The organism is Lysinibacillus sp. NPDC056959 (assembly GCF_042674095.1).
GTDB classification, from domain to species: Bacteria; Bacillota; Bacilli; order Bacillales_A; family Planococcaceae; genus Lysinibacillus; species Lysinibacillus zambalensis.
The window spans coordinates 41,149-65,312 of the sequence record NZ_JBHURE010000008.1; the positions used below are offsets into that span (position 1 = coordinate 41,149).

Genomic DNA, 24,164 nt, shown 5'->3' on the forward strand with positions numbered 1-24,164 from the left:
TAGAATGATTTAATCAATTATGCCTCGGCATAATTGTGTCCTGAATCGGCTTTGTGTTTGCATAAAGCATTCCTTTCCGATTCCGTGACTTCCGCCGGAGGCTTTAACTTCTTTCAGCAGGTGTTTGGACACCCGCTGAAAACAGCTTAAACCCGCATTCATCTCACCACCTATAGAGGTGGGAGACTTCCGCTGAAAGAAGTTAAAAGAAAAAGCCGGACAGGGCGTTAAATCCTGCCCGACTAATTTGAAAAATAACTTTGACCGTGTTCACTAATAATGTGAATTAACGTTTTCCATTATTCAAAAGACTCTACTGGCTCTTCTTCTGTATCTTTCTGTGGTGCAATGTTAAGTGCATCAGCTGGTTGAAGATCTTCTTCTTCGTCTAAGTCGCGAAGCTCTACTTCTTCATCATTGACCGTTAACATTTTCACATCCATACCAAGAGATTGAAGTTCTTTAATCAATACTTTGAATGATTCAGGAACGCCTGGCTCTGGTACACTTTCACCTTTAACGATTGCTTCGTATGTTTTCACACGTCCAACAACGTCATCGGATTTAACTGTTAAGATTTCTTGAAGAGTATAAGCAGCACCGTATGCTTCAAGTGCCCATACCTCCATCTCACCAAAGCGTTGTCCACCGAACTGTGCTTTACCACCAAGTGGCTGTTGCGTAACAAGTGAGTAAGGACCAGTTGAACGTGCGTGAAGTTTATCATCAACCATGTGAGCAAGTTTGATCATGTACATGATCCCTACTGATACACGGTTATCAAATGGTTCACCTGAACGTCCATCATACAGGATTGTTTTACCATCACGGTTCATGCCTGCCTCTTCCATCGTTTCCCAAACATCTTCTTCGTTGGCACCATCAAATACTGGAGTTGCCATATGAATGCCTAGGGAACGAGAAGCCATACCTAAGTGTAATTCTAAAACTTGTCCGATGTTCATACGAGAAGGTACACCAAGTGGGTTTAACATGATATCAACAGGAGTACCGTCTGGCATGAATGGCATATCCTCTTCCGGTAAGATACGAGAGATAACCCCTTTGTTACCATGACGTCCGGCCATTTTGTCCCCTACGCGAATTTTACGCTTTTGAACAATGTAAGCACGAACTAATTGGTTAACACCTGGTGGTAATTCATCGCCATCTTCACGGTTAAATACTTTTACATCAAGAATAATACCGCCAGCACCATGTGGTACGCGTAATGAAGTATCACGAACTTCACGAGCTTTTTCACCGAAGATAGCATGTAATAAGCGTTCTTCAGCTGTTAATTCTGTAACCCCTTTAGGTGTTACTTTACCTACAAGAATGTCACCGTCACGTACTTCCGCACCAACGCGAATGATACCACGTTCATCTAAATTACGAAGTGCATCTTCTCCGACGTTTGGAATATCACGAGTGATTTCTTCAGGTCCTAATTTTGTATCACGAGACTCTGATTCATATTCTTCAATATGAACAGATGTATATACATCGTCTTTTACAAGGCGTTCGCTCATAATAACAGCATCCTCATAGTTAAAGCCGTTCCAAGTCATGAACGCAACAAGTACGTTACGACCAAGAGCAAGTTCGCCTTTTTCCATAGATGGACCGTCTGCTAAAATGTCACGAGGTTTCACACGTTCGCCAACTTTTACAAGTGGACGTTGGTTGTATGAAGTACCTTGGTTAGAACGAATGAATTTTTGTAATTTATATTTTGTTAAATCGCCTTTAACCTCTTTACCGTCAACGACTTCAATACGGCGAACATGGATAGAGCGAGCTTCAACGTGCTCAACTATACCATCATATTTCGCTACTACCGCCGCACCTGAGTCACGCGCATCAACGTGTTCCATACCAGTACCAACAAATGGTGCTTCTGGGTTAAGAAGAGGAACTGCTTGACGTTGCATGTTGGCACCCATAAGTGCACGGTTCGAGTCATCGTTTTCTAAGAACGGGATACATGCAGTCGCAGCTGACACTACTTGTTTAGGTGATACGTCCATGTAGTCCATTTGCGATTTATTAAATACTGTGTTATCCCCACGGAAACGGCCTACTACTTCTTCTTTAGCAAATGTACCATCAGGATTTAATAGTGAGTTCGCTTGTGCTACATAGTAGTTATCTTCTTCATCAGCTGTTAAATAATCAATTTGATCCGATACTTTACCTGTTTCATGGTCAATACGACGATAAGGTGTTTCAATGAATCCGAATTTATTTACTTTGGCAAATGAAGATAAAGAGTTGATTAAACCAATGTTTGGACCCTCTGGTGTCTCGATTGGACACATACGACCATAGTGAGAATAGTGAACGTCACGTACTTCGAAACCAGCACGCTCACGTGTTAAACCACCAGGTCCTAATGCAGATAGACGACGTTTATGCGTTAACTCTGCCAGTGGGTTTGTTTGGTCCATGAATTGTGATAATTGAGAGCTACCAAAGAACTCTTTAATTGACGCAATTACTGGACGAATATTAATTAATTGCTGTGGTACGATTGCCGCTGTATCGTTAATAGACATACGCTCACGTACTACACGTTCCATACGAGATAAACCGATACGGAATTGGTTTTGTAGAAGCTCACCAACAGAGCGTAGACGACGGTTACCTAAGTGGTCGATATCATCTGTTGCCCCTACTTGGTAAAGTAAGTTGAAGAAATAACTTACTGAAGATAATACGTCAGCAGGCGTAATATTCTTCACTTCTTCATCGATGTACGCATTACTAATAATATTGATTTCTTTTTGCGCTTCATCTTTTGGTGCATAAATTTTAATAGACTGGATTGTTACATCATCCTCAAGCACTCCACCTACTTGTGATAAAGTGCGGAAACCGATTCCTTTTGATGAATCTTCTAAATACGGTAAGATTTTATCTAAAGTACGACGGTCAAGAACTGTACCTTTTTCTACTAAAATTTCGCCTGTTTCTGGATCTACAAGCGTTTCAGCAATCGTTTGGTTAAATAAACGATTTTTGATATGAAGCTTTTTATTCATTTTGTAGCGACCAACATTCGCTAAATCATAGCGTTTTGCATCAAAGAAACGAGAGTATAATAAACTCTTCGCACTTTCAACTGTTGGTGGCTCACCTGGACGTAAACGTTCATAGATTTCTAAAAGTGCTTTTTCAGTACTTTCAGAGTTATCTTTTTCTAACGTATTACGTAAAAATTCATTGTCACCGATAATATCGATAATTTCTTGGTCTGAACCGAAACCTAATGCACGAAGTAACACTGTTACTGGTAGCTTACGAGTACGATCAATACGCACGTATACTACATCTTTTGCGTCAGTTTCATATTCCAACCATGCACCACGGTTTGGAATAACTGTTGCTCCGAAACCTTTCTTACCGTTTTTATCAGTTTTATCATGGAAATACACACTTGGTGAACGAACTAATTGTGAAACGATAACACGTTCAGCACCATTGATAATGAACGTACCTGTTTCTGTCATTAATGGGAAGTCGCCCATGAAGACATCCTGTTCCTTCACTTCGTCTGTTTCTTTGTTGTAAAGACGTACTTTCACACGTAATGGAGCTGCGTAAGTAACATCTCGCTCTTTACACTCATCGACTTCATACTTAGGATCTCCTAATGAATAATCGATGAATTCTAATGAAAGATTACCTGTAAAGTCCTCGATCGGCGAAATGTCACGGAACATTTCACGTAGACCTTCTTCAAGGAACCACTCGTAAGACGCCGTTTGAATCTCAATCAGATTTGGAAGCTCAAGCACCTCGTTAATACGCGCAAAGCTTCTACGCTGGCGGTGTTGTCCATACTGAACTAGTTGACCTGTCAACTCATTCACCCCTCAATAAAGCGATATTAGGTCTTTGCAAAATCATACAAATAGTGTATGATTTCGAAAGACAAAAAGAAAACGAGTCTTCAAAAAGATCTCATTTTCGGTTAACTAAACTTATCTTGGCAAGTATACCCACATTATAACAATCATATACAAAAGGGCATACGACCTCAAAATAATATTTTTGCATTTTACCATATTATCATAGCCGATTTGTCAAGTCAATAATTTATGCATATTTCATTTATTTTTTTGCACGCACTATCCAGTAGCCTTTTTTCTTCTCCACAACATCGACTTCAGAAAATTTTTCTTCTAAATAACTTACCGTTGATGGTGCACCTTGCTTCTTCTGTATTACTACCCACAACTCGCCAGATGACACTAACTTATCATAAGCTCCATCGTAAAAACGGAAAATTGTTTCCTTTCCTGCGCGAATTGGAGGATTGGTTAAAATAGCTGCGGCTTTTATATCGTTGCCAACCATCGATAGTCCGTCACTCACAAATATCCGTACATTTTGAACACCGTTTACTTGCGCATTTTTTTGTGAGAGTGCAACTGCACGTTCATTTATATCCATCATAAGAACGGTACGATCTGGGTTTGTCTTGGCAATCGATAATCCAATTGGTCCATACCCACACCCCACATCAAAAATTGCACCATCAATATCAGGCATTTGAAAAGCATCTATTAATACACGGGATCCAAAATCTACTTCGCTTTTACTAAATACCCCTGCATCCGTTTCGAAGGAAAACGTATGCCCTAACAATTTGAATGTCCAGTGACGAGGTTTACTCTCAGTTTGAGGCTTACTTGTATAATAGTGATCTGACATTTTCACGCCTCCTCATAATGAAGAAAAAAAGCTCGCCGCAATGACGAGCTTTCCTTTTGTTTAAAAGTAACGCGAGATTACTTAACTTCTACAGATGCGCCAACTTCTTCAAGTTTAGCTTTGATTTGTTCAGCTTCATCTTTAGAAACGCCTTCTTTAAGAGCTTTAGGAGCGTTATCTACTACTTCTTTAGCTTCTTTAAGACCTAAACCAGTGATTTCACGAACCGCTTTGATTACTTTGATTTTTTCGCCACCAGCAGATGCTAGTACTACGTCAAACTCAGTTTTTTCTTCAGCAGCGCCAGCAGCAGCACCACCTACTACTGCTACAGGAGCAGCAGCTGTTACACCGAATTCTTCTTCGATAGCTTTTACTAAATCGTTTAATTCAAGAACTGTCATAGCTTTGATAGCTTCTAAGATTTGCTCTTTATTCATTATAATTTCCTCCTAATTGGATAATGTTTTTTTGTTGCGGGTTAGGCCGCAGAAGTTATAGTGCGTATGAAATTACGCGCCTTGTTCTTCTTTTTGTTCTGCAACAGCTTTTGTTGCAAGTGCGAAGTTGCGCACTGGAGCTTGAAGTACAGATAAAAGCATAGAAAGAAGACCTTCGCGTGATGGAAGTTCTGCAAGTGCTTTAACATCTTCAACAGAAGAGATTGTACCTTCAATAATACCTGCTTTAATTTCTAAAGCTTCATTTTTCTTAGCGAACTCGTTGATGATTTTAGCAGGAGCTACAACATCTTCATTAGAGAACGCAATTGCGTTAGGACCAACTAATACGTCATTGATTCCTTCAAGGCCAACAGCTTCAGTCGCACGACGAGTTAAAGTGTTTTTGTAAACTTTGAACTCAACGCCAGCTTCACGAAGTTGTTTACGAAGCTCAGTCACTTGTGTAACGTTAAGACCACGGTAATCCACAACTACTACAGAAGCAGCATTTTGGAATTTCTCAGTAATCTCTTGAACTTGTACTTGTTTGTTTTCGATTGCTTTGCTCATGATGACACCTCCTATTAGAATGGGTCATTTATACCGACAAAAGAAAAGCCTCCGGGTCAAATAGACACAGAGGCTGAAAGTCATCATCTTTAAAATAAGAATCCGAATTCCGATGTCCTCGGTAGGATCATTAAGTGACAAGTCACTCCTACTGTCTACGGTACAAATGGATGATTCACAACAGCATCCATCATATCACAGATAGACAGAGCCGTCAACAGATTTATATAAAAAAACTAATTATTTTACTACTACGCTTGAAGCGTCAACTTTAATAGCTGGGCCCATTGTAGTTGTAACGTTTACAGATTTCATGTAAGTACCTTTAGCAGCAGCAGGTTTTGCTTTTTGTACTACATCAAATACAGTTAAGAAGTTTTCTACTAATTTTTCTGCAGAGAAAGAAACTTTACCGATAGGAGCGTGGATAATACCAGCTTTATCAGCACGGTATTCTACTTTACCAGCTTTAATTTCTTCGATCGCTTTAGTTACATCAAAAGTAACTGTACCAGTTTTAGGGTTTGGCATTAAACCTTTAGGTCCTAATACACGACCAAGTTTACCAACTTCACCCATCATGTCAGGAGTTGCAACGATTACATCGAAATCGAACCAACCTTGTTGGATTTTTTGGATGTATTCTGCATCGCCTACATAGTCAGCACCAGCTGCTTCAGCTTCTTTAAGTTTTTCACCTTTAGCGAATACTAATACACGTTGAGTTTTACCAGTACCGTTTGGTAACACTACTGCACCACGGATTTGTTGGTCGTTTTTACGAGTATCGATTCCTAGACGGAAAGCAACTTCTACAGTAGCGTCGAAGTTCACTGAGCTAGTTTTTTGAGCAAGTTCGATTGCTTCTTGTGCGCCGTATACTGCGTTACGGTCGATTAATTTTACTGCATCTTGCAGTTTTTTACCTTTTTTAGCCATTATATAATTCCTCCTTGATTGTGGTTATAGCGGATTTTACCTCCCACGAATAAAGGTTGCGCGTTCACAAAGAAACTCCGCAACCTTCCAAAAACAAATACATCATCAAGTAATGGGATTAGTCTTCGATAACAATACCCATGCTTCGTGCAGTACCTTCAACCATTAACATTGCAGCTTCAACTGAAGCAGCGTTAAGGTCTGGCATTTTAGTTTCAGCGATTTCGCGAACTTTATCACGTTTAACCGTTGCAACTTTTTTACGGTTTGGTTCACCTGATCCAGATTGGATACCAGCTGCTACTTTAAGTAGAACTGCTGCAGGTGGAGTTTTCGTAATGAAAGTGAATGAACGGTCCTCGAATACTGAAATTTCAACTGGAATAATAAGACCAGCTTGATCAGCAGTACGCGCGTTGAATTCTTTACAGAATCCCATGATGTTCACACCCGCTTGACCTAATGCAGGACCAACCGGTGGAGCTGGATTTGCTTTACCAGCAGGGATTTGAAGTTTAACAACTTTAATAACTTTTTTAGCCACGAGACACACCTCCTTAAGTCCGTGATGTGGTAATTGGGTTGCCCCTCCCACTCAATATCTGTCTGTCAGCTAAGTGCCGATAACATTAAAATTATCATTACAGACGTCAAAGCAAAGTATGACAGTCTGACCTTTGAAATGATACCACTTTTATTTTTTTTAAGCAAGTAGTAAATAACAAATTCTGTGACATACTCATCAGACATATGGCACTTTAGTTGCTAAAACTACATTTTTTGTATTTGCTCAAAATCAAGTTCCATAATTGTTTCGCGACCAAACATGTCTACAGAAACCTTCACTTTTCCTTTTTCAGTATCAATTTCTTCAACACGTCCTTGGAAGTGTGCGAAAGGCCCTTCTAATACTTCTACCGCTTCTCCAACAGAAATATCAATCTCGACAACTTTGTCAGTCATACCCATTTGTTGTAGTAGACGGTCCGCTTCTTCAGGTAATAATGGTGTTGGCTTCGCACCACCGCCAGATGAACCGATAAAGCCAGTTACGCCTGGCGTATTACGCACAACATACCATGAATCATCTGTCATAATAAGCTCTACTAAAACATAACCAGGGAAAACTTTACGCATCATTGTACGCTTTTTCCCATCCTTCAATTCCGTTTCTTCGTGTTCAGGCACAATAACACGGAAAATCTTATCTTGCATACCCATCGTTTCTACACGTTTCTCTAGGTTTGCTTTTACACGGTTTTCATACCCTGAATACGTATGAACAACATACCAATTTTTCTCCATAACTACTAGGACTCCTCGTCCGTCCCTCCCTTACTAAATCAATTACGCCTTGGCGTAATTGTGTCTGGATTTTGTATTGTGTTTGCACAATTAGTCCCTTTCAAAATCCGTGACATATGCCAGTGGCTTTATCTTCATTCAATCGGTGTTTGGACACCTACCAAAAAGGAACTGCATTTGCATTCAACCTACCACTTTTAGAAGCAGGAATCTTCTACTGAATGATGATAAAAGTGAAAAGAATTGGATATGCTAAGTGCATTCTTTACTCTTTTCACAAACTGCTATTAGAAAAACATAGCTTTCGCTAATAGCTAGCGAAAGCCTGATGATATATACCAAATCTAGCATAGTCATCTATCGCTACCCTCATACTATCCCGAGTAGCCTACTTATCATATTAAGAATATTTTACTGCTGATCACTTCATACAACAAACGAAACAAACGAAAAAACCCGTTTATTGTAATGACGGGCTATTTCAGAAGTATTAACATGCTATTTACTAAATTATAACTCTAAGTACCAGCGGAATAATGATGAAATACCTAAGTCTACTAACACAAAAAATAAAGCCATAATTACAACAGTTGAAATTACAACGACTGTATATTTCGTCAGTTCTTTACTTTTTGGCCAGCTTGTTTTGCGCATTTCCGACATTACATTGCTGAAAAAGCCTTTAATCTTGCCCATTCTAGCCTAACCTCCGAATCAATCATATCTGTCTATTTACAAATTATTTTATAGCGTTTGTTTATGCACTGTATGTTCTTTGCAATGCGAGCAAAATTTCTTTAATTCGAGGCGTACAATTGAATCTTCCTTAGCTGGAAACGTATAATTTCTCGATCCGCATTTTTCGCAATTTAGAACGACTTTTTTTGCCATATAATCACCTTTTCGGCACTTTGTCTTTTCAAGACTAACACCTATATTTGTCAATGTCAACAAAGGCATACAACTGCTAAGACATTTCTTCGAGAACTAAATGTCGCTCTAATTTACGCTTTACTCGTTGTAAAGCATTGTCAATAGACTTCACATGACGATTTAGTTTCGCAGAAATTTCATGATAAGACTGACCATCCAAGTAAAGAGCTAACACTTGTAATTCTAGTTCACTTAAAATCTCACCCATCTTCTCTTCTAAGTAGCCAAACTCTTCTCTATGAATCATTAACTCTTCCGGATCATCCATAATAGCACCCGTTAATACATCCATTAAAGTACGATCTGACTCTTCGTCAAAAATAGGCTTGTCCAGAGAAACATATGAGTTAAGTGGAATATGCTTTTGTCTCGTAGCTGTTTTAATAGCCGTAATAATCTGCCTTGTAATACATAGCTCAGCAAAAGCTCTAAAAGAAGCAAGCTTATCTCCCTTAAAATCGCGAATGGCTTTATATAAACCAATCATGCCCTCTTGCACAATGTCTTCCTTATCTGCACCAATTAAAAAATAAGATCTAGCCTTTGCTCTTACTAACAAACGGTATTTCGTAATTAAATAATCCAACGCATCTGTATTACCTTGATGCACCATTTCAATAAGTTCTTCATCATTGAATCGTTCAAAATCTTGTGTCACTTGTACAATACTATTTTTAAACATGGTATCACCTCAGCCACAACAGATAATTAGAAACAGTATAACGGAATTGGAAAATATGAGTCAATCAATCATTTCAAACCACGCCGCCATTTTTCAAAGGCCAAAGCAATATCCGGCTTAAGCTCCATGCGGGATGGCGGTTTGCTATCATGTTTTTGTTTCACCTCATGAGAAATTTTATGTTGGATAATACCCATATCAATTTCTAGCTCTCTTGCCGATTTTCGCAGAGCACCGTTACCAAAAATAACGTTTTGCTCTGCCATATCGGAGGTTGCTACGTGAATCTGTACATTTCTAGCCTTTAGTTCGTGTGTCATTTTTTCAATACGTTCATCTGCTGTTTCATTTTTCCGTGTATAAATGATTTCGACATCGTTTTCTAAATAAGTTTGCTCCACACCCGGTACAAGATGTGCGTCAAAAACTATAATTACGCGCCACCCCATAGCTGCCTTATACTCAGCCATAAGCTCTATTAATCTCTTACGGGCATCTTCAAAATTTGTATCACGTAATGGTCGTAGCTCTTTCCAAGCTCCTATCATATTATAGCCGTCAACAAGCAAAATAGTTTTCATTGTCAATCATTCGCTTCTTGACGTTTACGATACACTTCGTACATTAAAAGTGCAGCAGCTACCGATGCATTTAGTGATGTGACATGTCCAATCATCGGTAAATGATATAAAAAGTCACACTTCTCTTTTAATAAGCGGCCCATTCCTTTGCCTTCACTACCAATAATAATCGCAAGCGGCAATGTTGCATCCATTTTACGATAGTCTGCAGAACCCTTGGCATCTGTACCTGCAATCCATACTCCTCGTTCTTTTAGCTCATCAACCGTTTGCGCTAAATTATTAACACGCACGACAGGTACATGCTCAATTGCTCCAGTTGATGCCTTTGCCACTACGGCTGTCAAACTCACAGAACGACGTTTCGGAATAATAATACCATGCGCGCCTATCGCATCAGCAGTTCGCATAATAGAGCCTAGATTATGCGGATCCTCTAGCTCATCTAAAATTAAGAAAAATGGGTCTTCTTGTTTTTTTGCCGCAACCGCAAATAAATCCTCTAGCTCTGCATATTGATATGCCGCAACAGAGGCAACAATTCCTTGGTGATTGGCATCTGATAATTGATCAACCTTTTTCTTCGGGACAAATTGAACAATGACACCACGTTCACGTGCCAAATCTAGAAGTTCGTTAACCCCTGATTTTTTCACACCTTCTGCAATCCATACTTTATTCATATCGCGGCCTGAACGAAGCGCTTCTAACACTGGGTTTTTACCGGCAATCATTTCTCCATTTTGCTCTGCCATTAATTTGACACTCCTTTCGATTCCTCGATTATTTGAATAGCGTATGCAATGATTGCATAAACGCGTTCCAATTCATTTAATAAAAATAAACTACCAAGCACCGCCTCAAAACCGGAGCTATTACGGTATGTTTGAACATCTGTATTTTTCGGCACAGAGCCGGATTTGGCATTGCGTCCACGACGGAACACAGCCAACTCCTCCTCTGTTAAAAAGCCTTCATCCATCATTCGATGTACAATCGTAGATTGTGCTTTCGCTGATACGTAATGTGTCGCTTCCCTATGAAGTGTGTTAGGTTTGACGCGACCGGCACGTAGCAGATGCTCTCGTACCTTTTGTTCTAAAACTGCGTCCCCCATATAGGCTAACGCTAATGCATTCAATTGCTTAACATCTTCGTTGCGGAGTTTACCCAAATTACTTACCCTCGTTTCCATCTAGTTCCTTGTCGCGTATCTTCTAAAATGATACCTTGTGCTTGCAAATGGTCACGAATTTCATCTGAACGGGCAAAATCACGATTTTTACGAGCTTCTATACGCTCCTGTAAAAGAGCTTCAATTTCTTCGTCTAACAACTCTTCTTCTTTTGCAAATTCAATACCTAAGACGTCACCTAACACCTCAAAAGTTTCAGTAAAACGCAATAATACTTTTTCATCAGTATTCGTTTCGTTTAAATAAATATTTGCGATTCGCGCTAATTCAAATAATACAGAAATAGCATTGGCTGTATTAAAATCATCATCCATCGCTTCTTCAAAATGAGCTTTTTGTTCAGCAATTTTTTCAAGCCATTCTTCTGAGCAATCACCTAAGCTTGCTGTTGCTGTTAAACGGTGTTTGACATTGTTGTAGGCAGTAAGAATTCGTTCTAAACCATTTGCAGCTGCATCTACTAAATCCTTCGCAAAGTTAATCGGATGACGATAATGCACCGAAAGCATAAAGAATCGTAAAATTTGCGGGTTAATTTGTTTACGAATATCATTTACGAGTATAAAATTGCCAAGAGATTTGGACATCTTTTCATTATCTATATTAATATACCCATTGTGCATCCAATAACGCGCAAATGTTTTATCATTATGAGCTTCAGATTGTGCAATTTCATTTTCATGATGCGGGAATGTTAAATCTTGCCCACCAGCATGAATATCCATAGTATCTCCTAAATGCTCACGCGCCATTACTGAGCATTCAATATGCCAACCTGGACGTCCTTTGCCCCACGGACTTTCCCAGTAAATTTCGCCTGGCTTCGCAGCTTTCCATAGAGCGAAATCTAACGCATCATCTTTTTTCTCACCCGCTTCTATACGAGCACCGATTTTTAAATCATCCACCGCTTGGTGAGATAATTTACCGTAACCATTAAATTTACGAGTGCGGTAATAAACATCACCAGCTGACTCATAAGCGTAGCCTTTATCGATTAATACTTGAATGAATTGAATGATATCATCCATATGCTCTGTTACGCGTGGATGTACATCTGCTTTCTTGCAGCCTAACGCCGTAATATCTTCAAAGTATGCAGCAATAAAGCGTTCCGTTAATTCATGAACCTCTTCTCCAAGCTCATTAGCAGCCTTAATAATTTTGTCGTCAACATCTGTGAAATTTGAAACAAATTTCACATCGTAGCCTTTGTATTGGAAATAGCGACGCACTGTATCGTAGACAATAACAGGACGTGAATTCCCAATGTGAATGTAGTTATATACTGTCGGACCGCAAACGTACATTTTTACTTTGCCTTCCTCCAGCGGTACGAAAGTTTCCTTTTGTCGTGTTAATGAGTTGAAAATTTGAATACTCATTGTATTTCTCTCTCCTTTTGTAAGCGTTCGATTTCCTGATTCATTGCTGCAATCTGCTTCTCGAAAGCTTGACAACGTTCTTCTACAGGGTCAGGAATATTTTGATGGTCTAGTTTTTTCTCTAGACGGACTCCATCCTTAATCACTATTTTACCAGGAATACCGACAACCGTAGCATTTGGCGGCACTTCTTTTAAGACAACTGAGCCTGCACCAATTTTACTATTTTCACCAATTGTAATAGAACCTAACACTTTTGCACCTGTTGCAACTAGTACATTATCCTCTAATGTCGGATGGCGTTTCCCCTTTTCTTTTCCTGTGCCACCTAAAGTTACACCTTGATACAACGTTACATTATCACCAATCTCACATGTTTCACCAATGACAACACCCATCCCATGGTCAATAAAAAAACGTCGACCGATTTTCGCTCCAGGGTGAATTTCAATTCCAGTAAAGAAGCGACTAATTTGTGAAATGGTACGGGCTATAAAATAAAAACGCTTTTTAAAGAACCAATGGGCAACTCGATGTGCCCAAGTAGCGTGCAGGCCCGAGTATGTTAATATCACTTCGAATACACTACGCGCTGCTGGGTCATTCTCAAAAATTGTTTCTACATCTTCCTTCATTCTTTTAAACACAAAAGCTCCCCCTTTTCATTTTGATCTGCCTTGATCCTTTGAAATACTATAACTGACGTTGATTTCACCCCAGAGTTAGCCGAGTGAGTTTTGGTGCATCCCCCACTTTAAGTCTATGTCGTCTAGAAAATAAAAAAGCGCCCCTATCATCCCAAAAAAGGAATGACAGAGACGCTAAATTTGCGCGGTTCCACTCTGATTGAAGGCGAATGCCTTCCACTCTGGACGTTCTGTAACGGGAACGAATCGATAAAGCCTACTTTTGTTCAGCTTCATGCTCAAAGGTGCATTTCAGTTTTGCCTAGGCTCAGACCACTTTCAGCCGGTGATGGTCCTCTCTTTAGAGCATGCGCCACTTACTTCTCCTTATCAACGCTTTTTCAATGTAAATACATTTTACAACGAACTAATAAATTGTCAATCAATTTCTACTTATTGCGCAAATTTTTCTACACGATCAATTGTTTTCTGTTTGCCAATTAAGCAAATTGCGTTCGGAAGTTCTGGACCATGCGTTTCACCCGTCGTTACGACGCGAATTGGCATAAATAGATTTTTACCTTTGTGTCCAGTTTCTTTTTGAACAGCTTTAATAGCCGCTTTAACAGTATCAGGCGTAAATTCCTCTAAACTTTCAAGCTGTGCTTTAAATGCAGTCATTACCTCAGGTACCTGTTCACCTTCTAAAACTGCTTTTGCTTCTTCATCATATTCAATATGATCGTTAAAGAATAGGCGAGATAGTTCTACAATTTCAGCACCAAAGCTCATTTGATCATGATAAAGTGCGATTAAATCTGTAGCCCATGCACGTTCTTCTTCTGTTAATTCTTCTGGTAATAAACCAGCTTTTTGTAAGTGTGGTAAAGATAAAGCCACTACTTCTTCTAAAGATAATTTTTTAATGTATTGGTTATTCATCCAAGTGAGCTTTTGTTTATCGAACATAGATGGTGATTTTGAAAGACGTTTTTCATCAAAGATTTTAATAAATTCTTCTTTTGAGAAAATCTCTTCTTCCCCTTCAGGAGACCAGCCAAGTAATGCGAAGAAGTTAAACATTGCTTCAGGTAGGTAACCTAAATCTTTATATTGTGTTACGAATTGAATAATTGATTCATCACGTTTTGATAATTTTTTACGGTTTTCATTAATGATTAATGTCATATGACCATAGCTTGGATATTCCCAGCCGAATGCATCAAAAATCATCATTTGTTTTGGTGTATTCGATAAATGCTCTTCACCACGGAATACGTGTGAAATTTCCATAAAGTGATCATCTAGCACTACCGCATAGTTATACGTTGGGATTCCGTTTGCTTTAACAAGTACCCAGTCACCAATATCTTTTGACTCAAATGTTACTTGTCCACGTACTAAATCTTCAAATTCATATGTTACATTTTCAGGTACGCGCATACGAATTGTATATTGTTCACCAGCAGCTTCTTTAGCTGCAACTTCCTCTGCTGATAAATGACGGCAAGTTCCATCATAAGTCGGAGCTGCTACACCTCGTGCTTTTTGTTCTTCACGAGACGCTTCTAATTTCTCTGAAGAACAGAAGCATTTGTAAGCTGAACCTTGCTCTAGTAGCTTTTCAGCGTGCTCTTTATAAATATCAAGACGCTCCATTTGACGATATGGTGCATACGGTCCACCAATATCGATCGACTCATCATATTCCATACCTAACCATTTTAAGTTATCTAGCTGAGATGCTTCTCCGCCCTCTACATTACGCTCAACATCTGTATCCTCAATACGTACGATGAATTTACCGTTATGATGTTTAGCATATAAATAGTTAAATAACGCTGTACGCGCTCCACCGATATGTAAGAAACCAGTAGGGGATGGCGCGTAACGAACACGAACTTCTTTCGCCATAATTAAAAGCCTCCTAAATTTTCGTTCAAAAAATTGACTTTGTTCATTTTACCACTCTGTTACAGGAAATAAAAGCACTGTGAACCCGCTTTTATTTCTTCATCAATAGGATTGTCGCCATCGCTGCAATCCCTTCCTCGCGACCTGTAAAACCTAAACGCTCAGTTGTTGTTGCTTTAACATTCACTTGAGAAGGCTCTGCATGAAGCAATTCAGCAATACGATTTTGCATTTGTCCAATATACGGCGCCATTTTCGGACGCTGTGCCATAATCGTACAATCCACATTACCTAAAACATAGCCTTTATCCTCAACAATCTTCCAAATATGCTCTAATAATTTCGCTGAATCAGCATCTTTGAACGCAGGATCTGTGTCTGGGAAATGACGACCGATATCGCCCTCACCAATAGCCCCTAACGCTGCATCTGTTACAGTGTGTAATAAAACATCTGCATCCGAATGCCCTACTAACCCTTTTTCATGAGGAATTGTTATACCACCAATAATTAATGGACGCCCTTCTTCAAATGCATGCACGTCAAAACCTTGTCCCACTCGAAACATATGATTTTGAAACTGTCTAATAAGCTAAATAAAAAATCCACCAATCGAAGCTCATTTACTTCAAGAAATATGCAGACTTAAAAAGCTTCTATTCAGCTTATAAGGCAGTCTCATTCACCTTCCTTCACTTTTATATTTACTCTATATTATACCCTCATATTTTAACATATTTCCTAGGAAATTGAGTTAACAGTAAACCTTACTCTAGACTAAAGTTCAATTAAAAAATAAAATCTCATCAGCATCTACTGCTAATGAGATTTTTTGTATGCTATCATAATGTTTTCAAAGCACGTTTACGCAAAATCGCTTCACCAAAAACTAAATCCTCTTGTGTCGTCATCTTTACATTTTCGTAGCTACTTTCTACAATATGCACCTCATGGCCAAGACGTTCAACAAGCATTGCTTCATCGGTACCAAGGAAGCCCACCTTCTCAGCGACATCCTCTGCCTCTACAATCAAATCAAATTGAAATGCTTGAGGAGTTTGAATCATCCATAAGCTTTCTCGATCAATCGTCTCTTCAATTACACCATCACGTACTTTTTTCATCGTATCCTTCGCACGAACACCCGCAATCGCAGCGCCAAAGTCATGCGCACTTCGCACAAGATTCGCTATAATGTCGTGAGTAATAAATGGACGCGCAGCATCATGCACAAGCACAATATCAACCTGCTTCATTTCTTTCATGCAAGAATGGACGGAATGCTGTCGCTCTGCACCACCATCAGGTAAACCTTTAACTTTAGTAATTCCATACCTCTCTAGCATGTCCTGAATAAACAAACGCTCTTCAGGCTTTACCGCAAGCCAAATACCTGTACACTGACTATCCTGTTCAAATACCTCTAGCGTGTGTACGAGGATCGGTTTTTCTAAAAGATTTAAAAATAACTTATTTTGCCCTGCACCCATTCGCTTTCCGCTTCCCGCAGCAGGCAATACTACTTCATATTGCACATTTCCCACTTCCTAGTCATCCTTTGGTTTAGCAAAAATCATTCGACCTGCTGATGTTTGAAGAACACTTGTTACGGTTACTGTAATAGCCTGTCCTATATAGCTACGTCCACCTTCAACAACGATCATTGTGCCATCATCTAAATAAGCAACCCCTTGATTATGCTCTTTCCCATCTTTAATGACCATCACTTGCATATCCTCACCTGGAATTACAACAGGTTTGACTGCATTTGCTAAATCATTGATGTTTAGCACTTTAACGTGGTGTAGCTCACAAACTTTGTTAAGGTTAAAGTCGTTCGTCACAATTTGTGTATCGTAACCCCTTTTCTTCGCAAGGCGCACTAGCTTTAAGTCAACCTCTTGAACATCCTCAAAGTCCTCTTCAGTAATCTCAACATTCGTCATACGCTCATCTTGTAATTTTTTCAAAATATCTAAGCCGCGGCGACCTCTTGTACGCTTTAACGTATCCGAAGAATCAGCAATATGCTGGAGCTCAGTAAGAACAAATTGGGGTACAACTAGTGTACCTTCTATAAAGCCTGTTTCCGAAATATCTGCAATACGACCATCAATAATAACACTAGTATCTAACAGTTTATAGCTTCCTCGTACTTCTTGAGGCTCTACACCTTCCGCTAATTTTTTCTTTGTAGTGTTACCTCGCAAAGTAAATAGCTGGATTAATTCATCTCGCTTTTTAAAGCCAACACGGAACCCTAAATATCCAAGCATAAATGACAGTATAATTGGTAAAACCTTTGTAATAATCGGTAAATCAATACTATCGATTGCAAAACCTAAGAAATAAGCAACGATTAGTCCGATAATAAGGCCGAGTGTACCAAAGAATAAGTCACCAACCGGCACTTTAAATAGCACCTCTTCCATCCAGCTAATAAGCCGTACAAAATAATCCGAAAAGGCAAATGATAATGTAAATAGCAATAGCGCTCCTAAAGCTACTGATACGTAAGGGTTATCAAGCCAAGGATTAGATGATAAATGAAGCAATTCGTATAATGGCGGTAAGAAAACAAGGCCTAATGCTCCTCCAATCAGTAAAAAAGCAATTTGAACAAATTTTTTCACAAACTGTCACCTCCCATTTTTAATATATAATTATACATAGTTTACTGCAGAAAATCTTTTATGACCCTATCAAAGCATCGGTAATTTCATCCATTTCCCGATCATCCCGAGTCTACTGAAAATCAATGACTAAAAATTTTTCACACTAAAAACAGAAATGCCCCTTGGCATCCACTCTGCATTAAACAAGCATTTTCACAGACATTATCATAGACGCCAATACGCCTCTTTGAGTTTCCTACCTTCTATCTATGAATTTAAAAATCCAACACCCTGGTGTTCAATTGCGAAAAAGAAGTTAAAAGTGCATGTCAGAACATTATCCAACATGCACAAACTATTTTATAGCTCTCTAAAGCAAGCATTCAATGCATCTTTTATCGTTTCTACACCAACTATCTCAATACCTTGAGGAAAATCCCAACCACCGATATTTGAAGCTGGTATGAAGGCGCGTTTAAACCCGAGCTTTGCTGCCTCAATCACACGTTGTTCAATACGAGATACACGACGCACCTCACCAGTTAAACCTACTTCTCCAATAAAGCAATCCGTGGCCCTAACAGCTTGATCCTTAAAACTCGAAACAATACTTGTCAATACAGCTAAATCAATGGCAGGCTCATCAAGTTTCACGCCGCCAGCAACTTTAATATATGCATCCTGTGCCTGCAGCATGAGGCCCATTCTCTTTTCAAGGACGGCCATAAGTAGTTGCACACGATTTTGATCGACACCTGTTGCCATTCGTTTCGGATAATTAAAGCTTGTTGGTGTTACAAGCGACTGAATTTCAACTAAAATTGGCCGTGTACCTTCCATTGAGGCTACGATTGTTGACCCTGCCGCCCCCTGCGAACGCTCCTGTAAGAACAACTCAGACGGGTTTAACACTTCCCTTAAGCCCCCCTGAAGCATTTCAAAGATAGCAATTTCATTCGTAGAACCAAAGCGGTTTTTTTGGCTGCGTAAAATACGGTGATTATGATGTCGTTCTCCTTCAAAATACAATACCGTATCAACCATATGCTCCAAAATACGTGGTCCTGCAATTTGCCCCTCTTTTGTTACATGTCCGACTAAAAATATGGCAATTCCTTTTGTTTTTGCTATTCGCATAAGTTCTGCAGTACATTCACGCACTTGTGATACACTACCAGGCGCACTCGTTACCTCTGGATGAAAAACAGTTTGAATAGAATCGACAATAACAAACTTTGGCTTCACATCATCAATCGTCTGATTTAATAGCTCCAAATTTGTTTCAGAATATATATAAAGCTCCTGTGAGATTACCCCTAAACGTTCTGCACGCAGCTTTGTTTGACGGATGGATTCCTCACCAGAAATATAGAGCACACGATGCCCCTTATTTGAAAGCAGCGCAGATACTTGTAATAATAACGTCGACTTCCCAATCCCAGGATCTCCCCCAATCAACACAAGAGAACCTGGTACGATGCCTCCCCCTAATACTCGGTTAAGCTCACCCATTTCTGTTGCAACGCGTGATTCCTCAGCAGCTTCAATTTGCATAATAGGGAGTGCCTTTTGGGTAACCGTAGCAGAGTGTTGGAATGCACCGCGTGGCCCTTTTGCAACGACTTCCACCTCTTCAACCATCTTATTCCATTCCCCACAACCTGGACATCTTCCCATCCATTTTGCAGATTCATAACCACAGCCTGAGCATACAAATTTTGTTTTTTTCTTTGCCAAATTGCATCCACCTCGAATATTTGTTCTTATGTTTATTGTACATCAATTTCGCCTTGGCGTAATTGCATCCGGATTTTTAATTGTGCTCAGTCCTGCACGAGGGCCGACACGATGTCGGTCATTTCAGTAGTGCCACAGGACGTGGCGTGTATACCGATGTAGGTCAGTTAGCCGTTTTCGCACAGACAAAATTGCCACAGGACGCGGCGTCCTTAGACTGAGTTACTCTATTTCAGTAGATTTTGGATACCCTCTAAAAAGGAATCGCATCCATATTCATCTCACACCTTTCGAGGTGGGAGATGAATGTGAATGAAGATAAAGAAGGACAGCTTGGCACTATAGCCTCGCTGTCCTCTTCAAATAAAATGTTTACCCCGCATGAGTGTGCAGTAATATCCGTTCGTATGATATGAATTATTTAGAAGTAGAAACTTCCTCTTTTTTCTTCACAACAAACTCATCATTCACATAATCAATGATCACTTGGTCACCCTTCTCTACATTACCTTTCAGCAGTTCTTCCGATAAACGGTCTTCTACTTGTTTTTGTAATGAACGACGTAGCGGGCGAGCACCATATTGAGGGTCGTAGCCTTCCTCTGCAATTTTTTCAAGAGCCGAATCCGTTAACTCTAACGAAATGTCTTGCTCTTTTAGACGTTTTGTTAAAGAATTCGCCATCATCGCTACGATTTCTTTTAAATGTTCTTTTTCTAGTGAGTGGAAGACGATCATTTCGTCGATACGGTTTAAGAATTCTGGGCGGAATGCTTTTTTCAGTTCCTCCAGCATTGTACCCTTCATATCTTTATACTTCGTATCCGTACCACCGACATTGAAGCCAAGGTTTTTCTGATATTTTAAAGCATCCGCACCAACGTTTGATGTCATAATAACAACTGTGTTGCGGAAATCCACCACTCGACCTTTAGAGTCTGTTAAACGGCCATCTTCTAGTACTTGAAGTAAAATATTGAAAACATCTGGATGAGCCTTCTCAATTTCATCTAGTAATACTACAGAATATGGTTTACGACGAACCTTTTCAGTTAGTTGACCGCCATCATCAAAGCCTACATAGCCTGGAGGTGAACCAACTAAACGTGAAGTCGAATGTTTTTCCATGTACTCAGACATATCAACGCGAATCATTGCGTCCTCATCACCAAACATAACTTCAGCTAATGCTCTAGCCAGCTCTGTTTTACCAACCCCTGTAGGGCCTAAGAAAATAAATGAACCAATTGGTCGTTTCGGATCTTTCAAGCCAGCTCTTGCACGACGAATTGCGCGAGAAATTGCCTCTACCGCTTCTCCTTGACCTACAACACGTTTGTGTAACTCTTCTTCAAGTTGTAATAACTTAGAAGATTCCTCGGAAGCAATTTTAGATACTGGAATTCCAGTCCACATAGATACTACCGCTGCTACATCATCCACTGTAACTTTTGATTCGGCTTTACCTTGCTCTTCCTTCCAATTTTTTCTCGTAGTTTCAATTTCATCTTTTAGCTTTTGCTCTGTATCTCTTAATGATGCTGCCTTTTCAAACTCTTGGCCTGAGACAGCTGCATTCTTTTCAGAGCGTACATTTTCCAGCTTATCTTCAAGCGCTTTTAAGTTTGGTGGCACCGCGAATGAACGTAAGCGTACTTTAGAGCCTGCTTCATCAATCAAATCAATCGCCTTATCTGGTAAGAAACGATCCGAAATATATCGGTCACTCATTTTTGCTGCCGCTTCAATAGCTTCATCTGTAATTTTCACACGGTGATGTGCTTCATAACGATCACGTAAGCCTTGAATAATTTGAATCGCCTCTTCTACAGTTGGCTCATCAACTTGAATTGGTTGGAAACGGCGCTCTAATGCCGCATCTTTCTCAATATATTTGCGATATTCATCTAGTGTTGTTGCACCAATACATTGAAGCTCACCACGTGCTAAAGATGGTTTTAAAATATTTGATGCATCGATGGCACCTTCTGCACCACCAGCCCCGATTAATGTGTGCAATTCATCGATAAATAAAATGACATTACCAGCTTGGCGAATTTCATCCATTACTTTTTTCAAGCGATCTTCAAATTCACCGCGATATTTTGTTCCAGCAACAACCGTCCCCATATCAAGTGTCATGACACGTTTATCACGAAGAATTTCTGGCACTTCATTATTAATAATTTGCTGTGCTAAGCCTTCAGCGATAGCTGTTTTACCGACACCTGGCTCACCAATCAATACAGGGTTATTTTTTGTACGGCGAGAGAGTACCTCGATAACACGTGTAATCTCCTTGCTTCGACCAATAACCGGATCTAGAGTACCTTCACGAGCAATTTGTGTTAAATCACGCGCAAGGCTATCTAATGTAGGTGTATTGGCAGCCTGTGCAGCTTGTTGACCAGATTGAGCATTGTCATTATTGCCTAATAACAATAGCACTTGCTGACGAGCCTTATTCAATCCGACACCAGCATTATTTAATACACGAGCCGCTATCCCTTCACCTTCACGAATAAGCGCCAATAGTAAATGCTCTGTTCCAATATAGGAATGGCCTAATTTACGTGATTCATCGACTGATAGCTCTATTACTTTTTTAGCTCGAGGTGTGTAGTGGACAATTGGGCCAACATCCTCTTTACCCTTCCCTACAAGCTCTTCAATACCCGCTTCAATCATTTGAGGGCTAATATCAATGGCTTCTAATGCTTTTGCAGCAATACCGCCACCTTCGCGGATAAGCCCTAATAGAATATGCTCTGTTCCAATTGATTCGTGCTTCCAACGAATCGCCTCTTCTTGTGCAAGCTGTAATACTTTTTGCGCGCGTTGTGTAAAACGATTAAACATCAAATGAATCCTCTCCTTTTCCCCGAATAATAGGCTTACTCATACTTTCTTGAGATAGTGCCTCACGAAGCATTTCAGCTCGTACGCGATCTCGCTCAGCAGGCGGCAAAACGTCGCCTGCATAATTCTGTAAAAAACCAGGTTGCATACTGACTACACATTCGTTTAATTTGGTCGCTTTAATACCTTCAATTAACTGTAAATCTACTCCTAAACGAACATTGGATAGACAGGTAGCAGCTTCCTCACTCGTTAAAACTCGAGCATATGTTAACGTACCTAAAGCACGGTACACACGATCTTCTAGGGCAAGCTCTGCTTTTTCCATTAACTTGCCTCTTGCATGTCGTTCTTTTTGAATTATTTTTTCAGCAACACTTTGGATGTCCGCTAAAATGTCATCCTCTGTTTTTCCTAGTGTAATCTGATTTGACACTTGGTAAACATTACCTATATTTTCGCTACCTTCCCCATAAATTCCTCTTACCGTCATTCCTAATCGTGTCATTGCATTAATGATTTGATTCATCTGACCCGTAAGTGTAAGGGCTGGCAGGTGCATCATGACAGATGCTCGTAAACCAGTACCAATATTTGTTGGGCAACTTGTTAAATAACCAAATGTATCTCGGAATGCATAAGGCAGAGCTTTCTCTAAGGTACGATCAATTTTATTGGCCTGCTCGTATGCCTTTTGAAGTTGAAAACTCGCTGTCATACATTGAATGCGTAAATGGTCTTCTTCGTTCACCATAATGCTAATTGATTCGTCATCCGATAAGAGCATGGAACCAACTTGCTCTTTTTTTGCAAGCTGAGGACTAATTAAATGTTTTTCTACAAGTATTTGCCGTTGTAAAAGTGTTAAATCCTTAATAGCAAAATATGAAAAATTTTCTTGAAGTTCTGTACTGTCCTTTATTGCATGTGTAACTGCCTGTTCTACATGTAATGCTTCATCCTCTGTAAAGGCTAACGGAAAACGATATCCATCTAAATTTCGAGCAAGGCGGATGCGTGTACTAATGACAATATCTGAATAATCGTCCTCCACACTCATCCATGTTGGTGTAGCACGCTCTAAAAACGATTCAATCATCACGACACATCACCACCTTCAAATTGTACCTGTTTCTCAAGTTCCTTCACTTCATCACGAAGCTTTGCTGCCTCTTCAAAATGTTCTTTATCTACAGCCATCTTCATACGTTTACGAATATCCTCAATTTGCTTTTTGATGACATAAACATTGCTTCGAGCGCCGGGCATTTTCCCTGTATGTTGAGGTCCAGCCTGTATACGATTAAAGAGCTTCGGTAAGTGCTCACTAAAGGTATCATAGCAGCTAGAGCATCCAAATTTACCTTCTTTTAAAAACTGTTTATACGTAAATCCACATTGTGGACATGTTTGCGGTTGCGGTGGTGCTTGCTGCTTTTCACCCACTTTTTGTTGCTGCCATGTAGGTGAGCCAAACCAATTGGATAATAGCTGTTGAATAGATACTGGCTCTTGCTTAAATTCAGCATGAAATGGATGGAACTGCGAGGCGCAGACGTCACAATAATGGTGCTCCACCTTTTGACCACTTTGAACTTGTGTTACAGTAACCGTCGCATTACGCTGCTTACAATGTTCGCAAATCATTTCCATCACCTCTT

The 24,164-nt window shown here is 39.7% G+C and carries 23 protein-coding genes and 2 other annotated features; all 23 genes read right to left on the reverse strand.

All coding sequences use genetic code 11. From position 1 onward, the window contains the following. Window positions 1-299 precede the first annotated feature (299 nt). Window positions 300-3,875 carry a DNA-directed RNA polymerase subunit beta gene (gene rpoB / locus ACFTQ7_RS11700; protein WP_349660258.1) on the reverse strand — a complete coding sequence of 1,192 codons (3,576 nt, stop codon included), beginning with the start codon at window positions 3,873-3,875 and terminating at the stop codon, window positions 300-302. Window positions 3,876-4,116: 241 nt separating this feature from the next. After that, window positions 4,117-4,719: a class I SAM-dependent methyltransferase gene (locus tag ACFTQ7_RS11705; protein ID WP_349660257.1), complete on the reverse strand. Its 603-nt coding sequence runs from the start codon at window positions 4,717-4,719 to the stop codon at window positions 4,117-4,119. 77 nt (window positions 4,720-4,796) lie between these two features. Then, complete coding sequence (rplL, locus tag ACFTQ7_RS11710; protein ID WP_079562379.1) at window positions 4,797-5,159, reverse strand: 50S ribosomal protein L7/L12; 363 nt, start codon at window positions 5,157-5,159, stop codon at window positions 4,797-4,799. A gap of 72 nt (window positions 5,160-5,231) precedes the next feature. Then, the gene (rplJ, locus tag ACFTQ7_RS11715; RefSeq protein ID WP_079562380.1) at window positions 5,232-5,732 is read right to left on the reverse strand and encodes a 50S ribosomal protein L10; all 501 of its coding nucleotides are present in this window, start codon (window positions 5,730-5,732) and stop codon (window positions 5,232-5,234) included. Between the two features lie 32 nt (window positions 5,733-5,764). Beyond that, window positions 5,765-5,911: a sequence feature (ribosomal protein L10 leader region), on the reverse strand. A gap of 61 nt (window positions 5,912-5,972) precedes the next feature. Next, window positions 5,973-6,671, reverse strand: coding sequence for a 50S ribosomal protein L1 (gene rplA / locus ACFTQ7_RS11720; RefSeq protein ID WP_386828858.1), 699 nt, complete (start codon window positions 6,669-6,671; stop codon window positions 5,973-5,975). 118 nt (window positions 6,672-6,789) lie between these two features. Then, window positions 6,790-7,215 carry a 50S ribosomal protein L11 gene (gene rplK / locus ACFTQ7_RS11725; RefSeq protein WP_004233593.1) on the reverse strand — a complete coding sequence of 142 codons (426 nt, stop codon included), beginning with the start codon at window positions 7,213-7,215 and terminating at the stop codon, window positions 6,790-6,792. 227 nt (window positions 7,216-7,442) lie between these two features. After that, window positions 7,443-7,976: a transcription termination/antitermination protein NusG gene (nusG, locus tag ACFTQ7_RS11730; protein WP_079562382.1), complete on the reverse strand. Its 534-nt coding sequence runs from the start codon at window positions 7,974-7,976 to the stop codon at window positions 7,443-7,445. A gap of 510 nt (window positions 7,977-8,486) precedes the next feature. Continuing rightward, the gene (gene secE, locus ACFTQ7_RS11735) at window positions 8,487-8,672 is read right to left on the reverse strand and encodes a preprotein translocase subunit SecE (RefSeq protein ID WP_053596042.1); all 186 of its coding nucleotides are present in this window, start codon (window positions 8,670-8,672) and stop codon (window positions 8,487-8,489) included. Window positions 8,673-8,720: 48 nt separating this feature from the next. Further along, the gene (rpmG, locus tag ACFTQ7_RS11740) at window positions 8,721-8,936 is read right to left on the reverse strand and encodes a 50S ribosomal protein L33 (protein ID WP_386828860.1); all 216 of its coding nucleotides are present in this window, start codon (window positions 8,934-8,936) and stop codon (window positions 8,721-8,723) included. Window positions 8,937-8,943: 7 nt separating this feature from the next. After that, on the reverse strand, window positions 8,944-9,591 hold the full coding sequence (gene sigH / locus ACFTQ7_RS11745; RefSeq protein ID WP_079562384.1) for an RNA polymerase sporulation sigma factor SigH: 648 nt from the start codon (window positions 9,589-9,591) through the stop codon (window positions 8,944-8,946). Window positions 9,592-9,659: 68 nt separating this feature from the next. Next, entirely contained in the window at window positions 9,660-10,172 is a 513-nt protein-coding gene (locus tag ACFTQ7_RS11750) for an NYN domain-containing protein (RefSeq protein ID WP_386829009.1), read from the reverse strand. A gap of 2 nt (window positions 10,173-10,174) precedes the next feature. Continuing rightward, entirely contained in the window at window positions 10,175-10,927 is a 753-nt protein-coding gene (gene rlmB / locus ACFTQ7_RS11755) for a 23S rRNA (guanosine(2251)-2'-O)-methyltransferase RlmB (RefSeq protein WP_386828861.1), read from the reverse strand. After that, on the reverse strand, window positions 10,927-11,346 hold the full coding sequence (locus tag ACFTQ7_RS11760; protein ID WP_349660253.1) for a Mini-ribonuclease 3: 420 nt from the start codon (window positions 11,344-11,346) through the stop codon (window positions 10,927-10,929). The genes rlmB and ACFTQ7_RS11760 overlap by 1 nt, the downstream gene beginning before the upstream one ends. Before the next feature lie 5 nt (window positions 11,347-11,351). Beyond that, window positions 11,352-12,752 carry a cysteine--tRNA ligase gene (gene cysS, locus ACFTQ7_RS11765; protein ID WP_386828864.1) on the reverse strand — a complete coding sequence of 467 codons (1,401 nt, stop codon included), beginning with the start codon at window positions 12,750-12,752 and terminating at the stop codon, window positions 11,352-11,354. After that, the gene (epsC, locus tag ACFTQ7_RS11770) at window positions 12,749-13,399 is read right to left on the reverse strand and encodes a serine O-acetyltransferase EpsC (protein WP_079562388.1); all 651 of its coding nucleotides are present in this window, start codon (window positions 13,397-13,399) and stop codon (window positions 12,749-12,751) included. The genes cysS and epsC overlap by 4 nt, the downstream gene beginning before the upstream one ends. Window positions 13,400-13,563: 164 nt before the next feature. Next, window positions 13,564-13,781: a binding site (T-box leader), on the reverse strand. 50 nt (window positions 13,782-13,831) lie between these two features. Further along, window positions 13,832-15,292: a glutamate--tRNA ligase gene (gene gltX, locus ACFTQ7_RS11775; protein ID WP_386828866.1), complete on the reverse strand. Its 1,461-nt coding sequence runs from the start codon at window positions 15,290-15,292 to the stop codon at window positions 13,832-13,834. Window positions 15,293-15,383: 91 nt separating this feature from the next. Further along, complete coding sequence (ispF, locus tag ACFTQ7_RS11780) at window positions 15,384-15,860, reverse strand: 2-C-methyl-D-erythritol 2,4-cyclodiphosphate synthase (protein ID WP_349660250.1); 477 nt, start codon at window positions 15,858-15,860, stop codon at window positions 15,384-15,386. A 274-nt stretch (window positions 15,861-16,134) separates the two neighbouring features. Then, the gene (gene ispD / locus ACFTQ7_RS11785; protein ID WP_386829011.1) at window positions 16,135-16,827 is read right to left on the reverse strand and encodes a 2-C-methyl-D-erythritol 4-phosphate cytidylyltransferase; all 693 of its coding nucleotides are present in this window, start codon (window positions 16,825-16,827) and stop codon (window positions 16,135-16,137) included. Between the two features lie 12 nt (window positions 16,828-16,839). After that, a complete protein-coding gene (locus tag ACFTQ7_RS11790; protein ID WP_079562391.1) occupies window positions 16,840-17,925 on the reverse strand; it encodes a PIN/TRAM domain-containing protein in 1,086 nt (361 codons plus the stop codon). A 342-nt stretch (window positions 17,926-18,267) separates the two neighbouring features. Then, window positions 18,268-19,644, reverse strand: a complete 1,377-nt coding sequence (radA, locus tag ACFTQ7_RS11795; protein ID WP_386828868.1) for a DNA repair protein RadA — start codon at window positions 19,642-19,644, stop codon at window positions 18,268-18,270. Window positions 19,645-20,061: 417 nt separating this feature from the next. Continuing rightward, window positions 20,062-22,506 carry an ATP-dependent Clp protease ATP-binding subunit gene (locus ACFTQ7_RS11800; protein WP_349660248.1) on the reverse strand — a complete coding sequence of 815 codons (2,445 nt, stop codon included), beginning with the start codon at window positions 22,504-22,506 and terminating at the stop codon, window positions 20,062-20,064. After that, on the reverse strand, window positions 22,496-23,605 hold the full coding sequence (mcsB, locus tag ACFTQ7_RS11805; RefSeq protein WP_386828871.1) for a protein-arginine kinase McsB: 1,110 nt from the start codon (window positions 23,603-23,605) through the stop codon (window positions 22,496-22,498). Before mcsB ends, ACFTQ7_RS11800 begins: the two co-directional genes overlap by 11 nt. Next, the gene (locus tag ACFTQ7_RS11810; protein WP_386828873.1) at window positions 23,602-24,150 is read right to left on the reverse strand and encodes a UvrB/UvrC motif-containing protein; all 549 of its coding nucleotides are present in this window, start codon (window positions 24,148-24,150) and stop codon (window positions 23,602-23,604) included. Before ACFTQ7_RS11810 ends, mcsB begins: the two co-directional genes overlap by 4 nt. Window positions 24,151-24,164 lie beyond the last annotated feature (14 nt).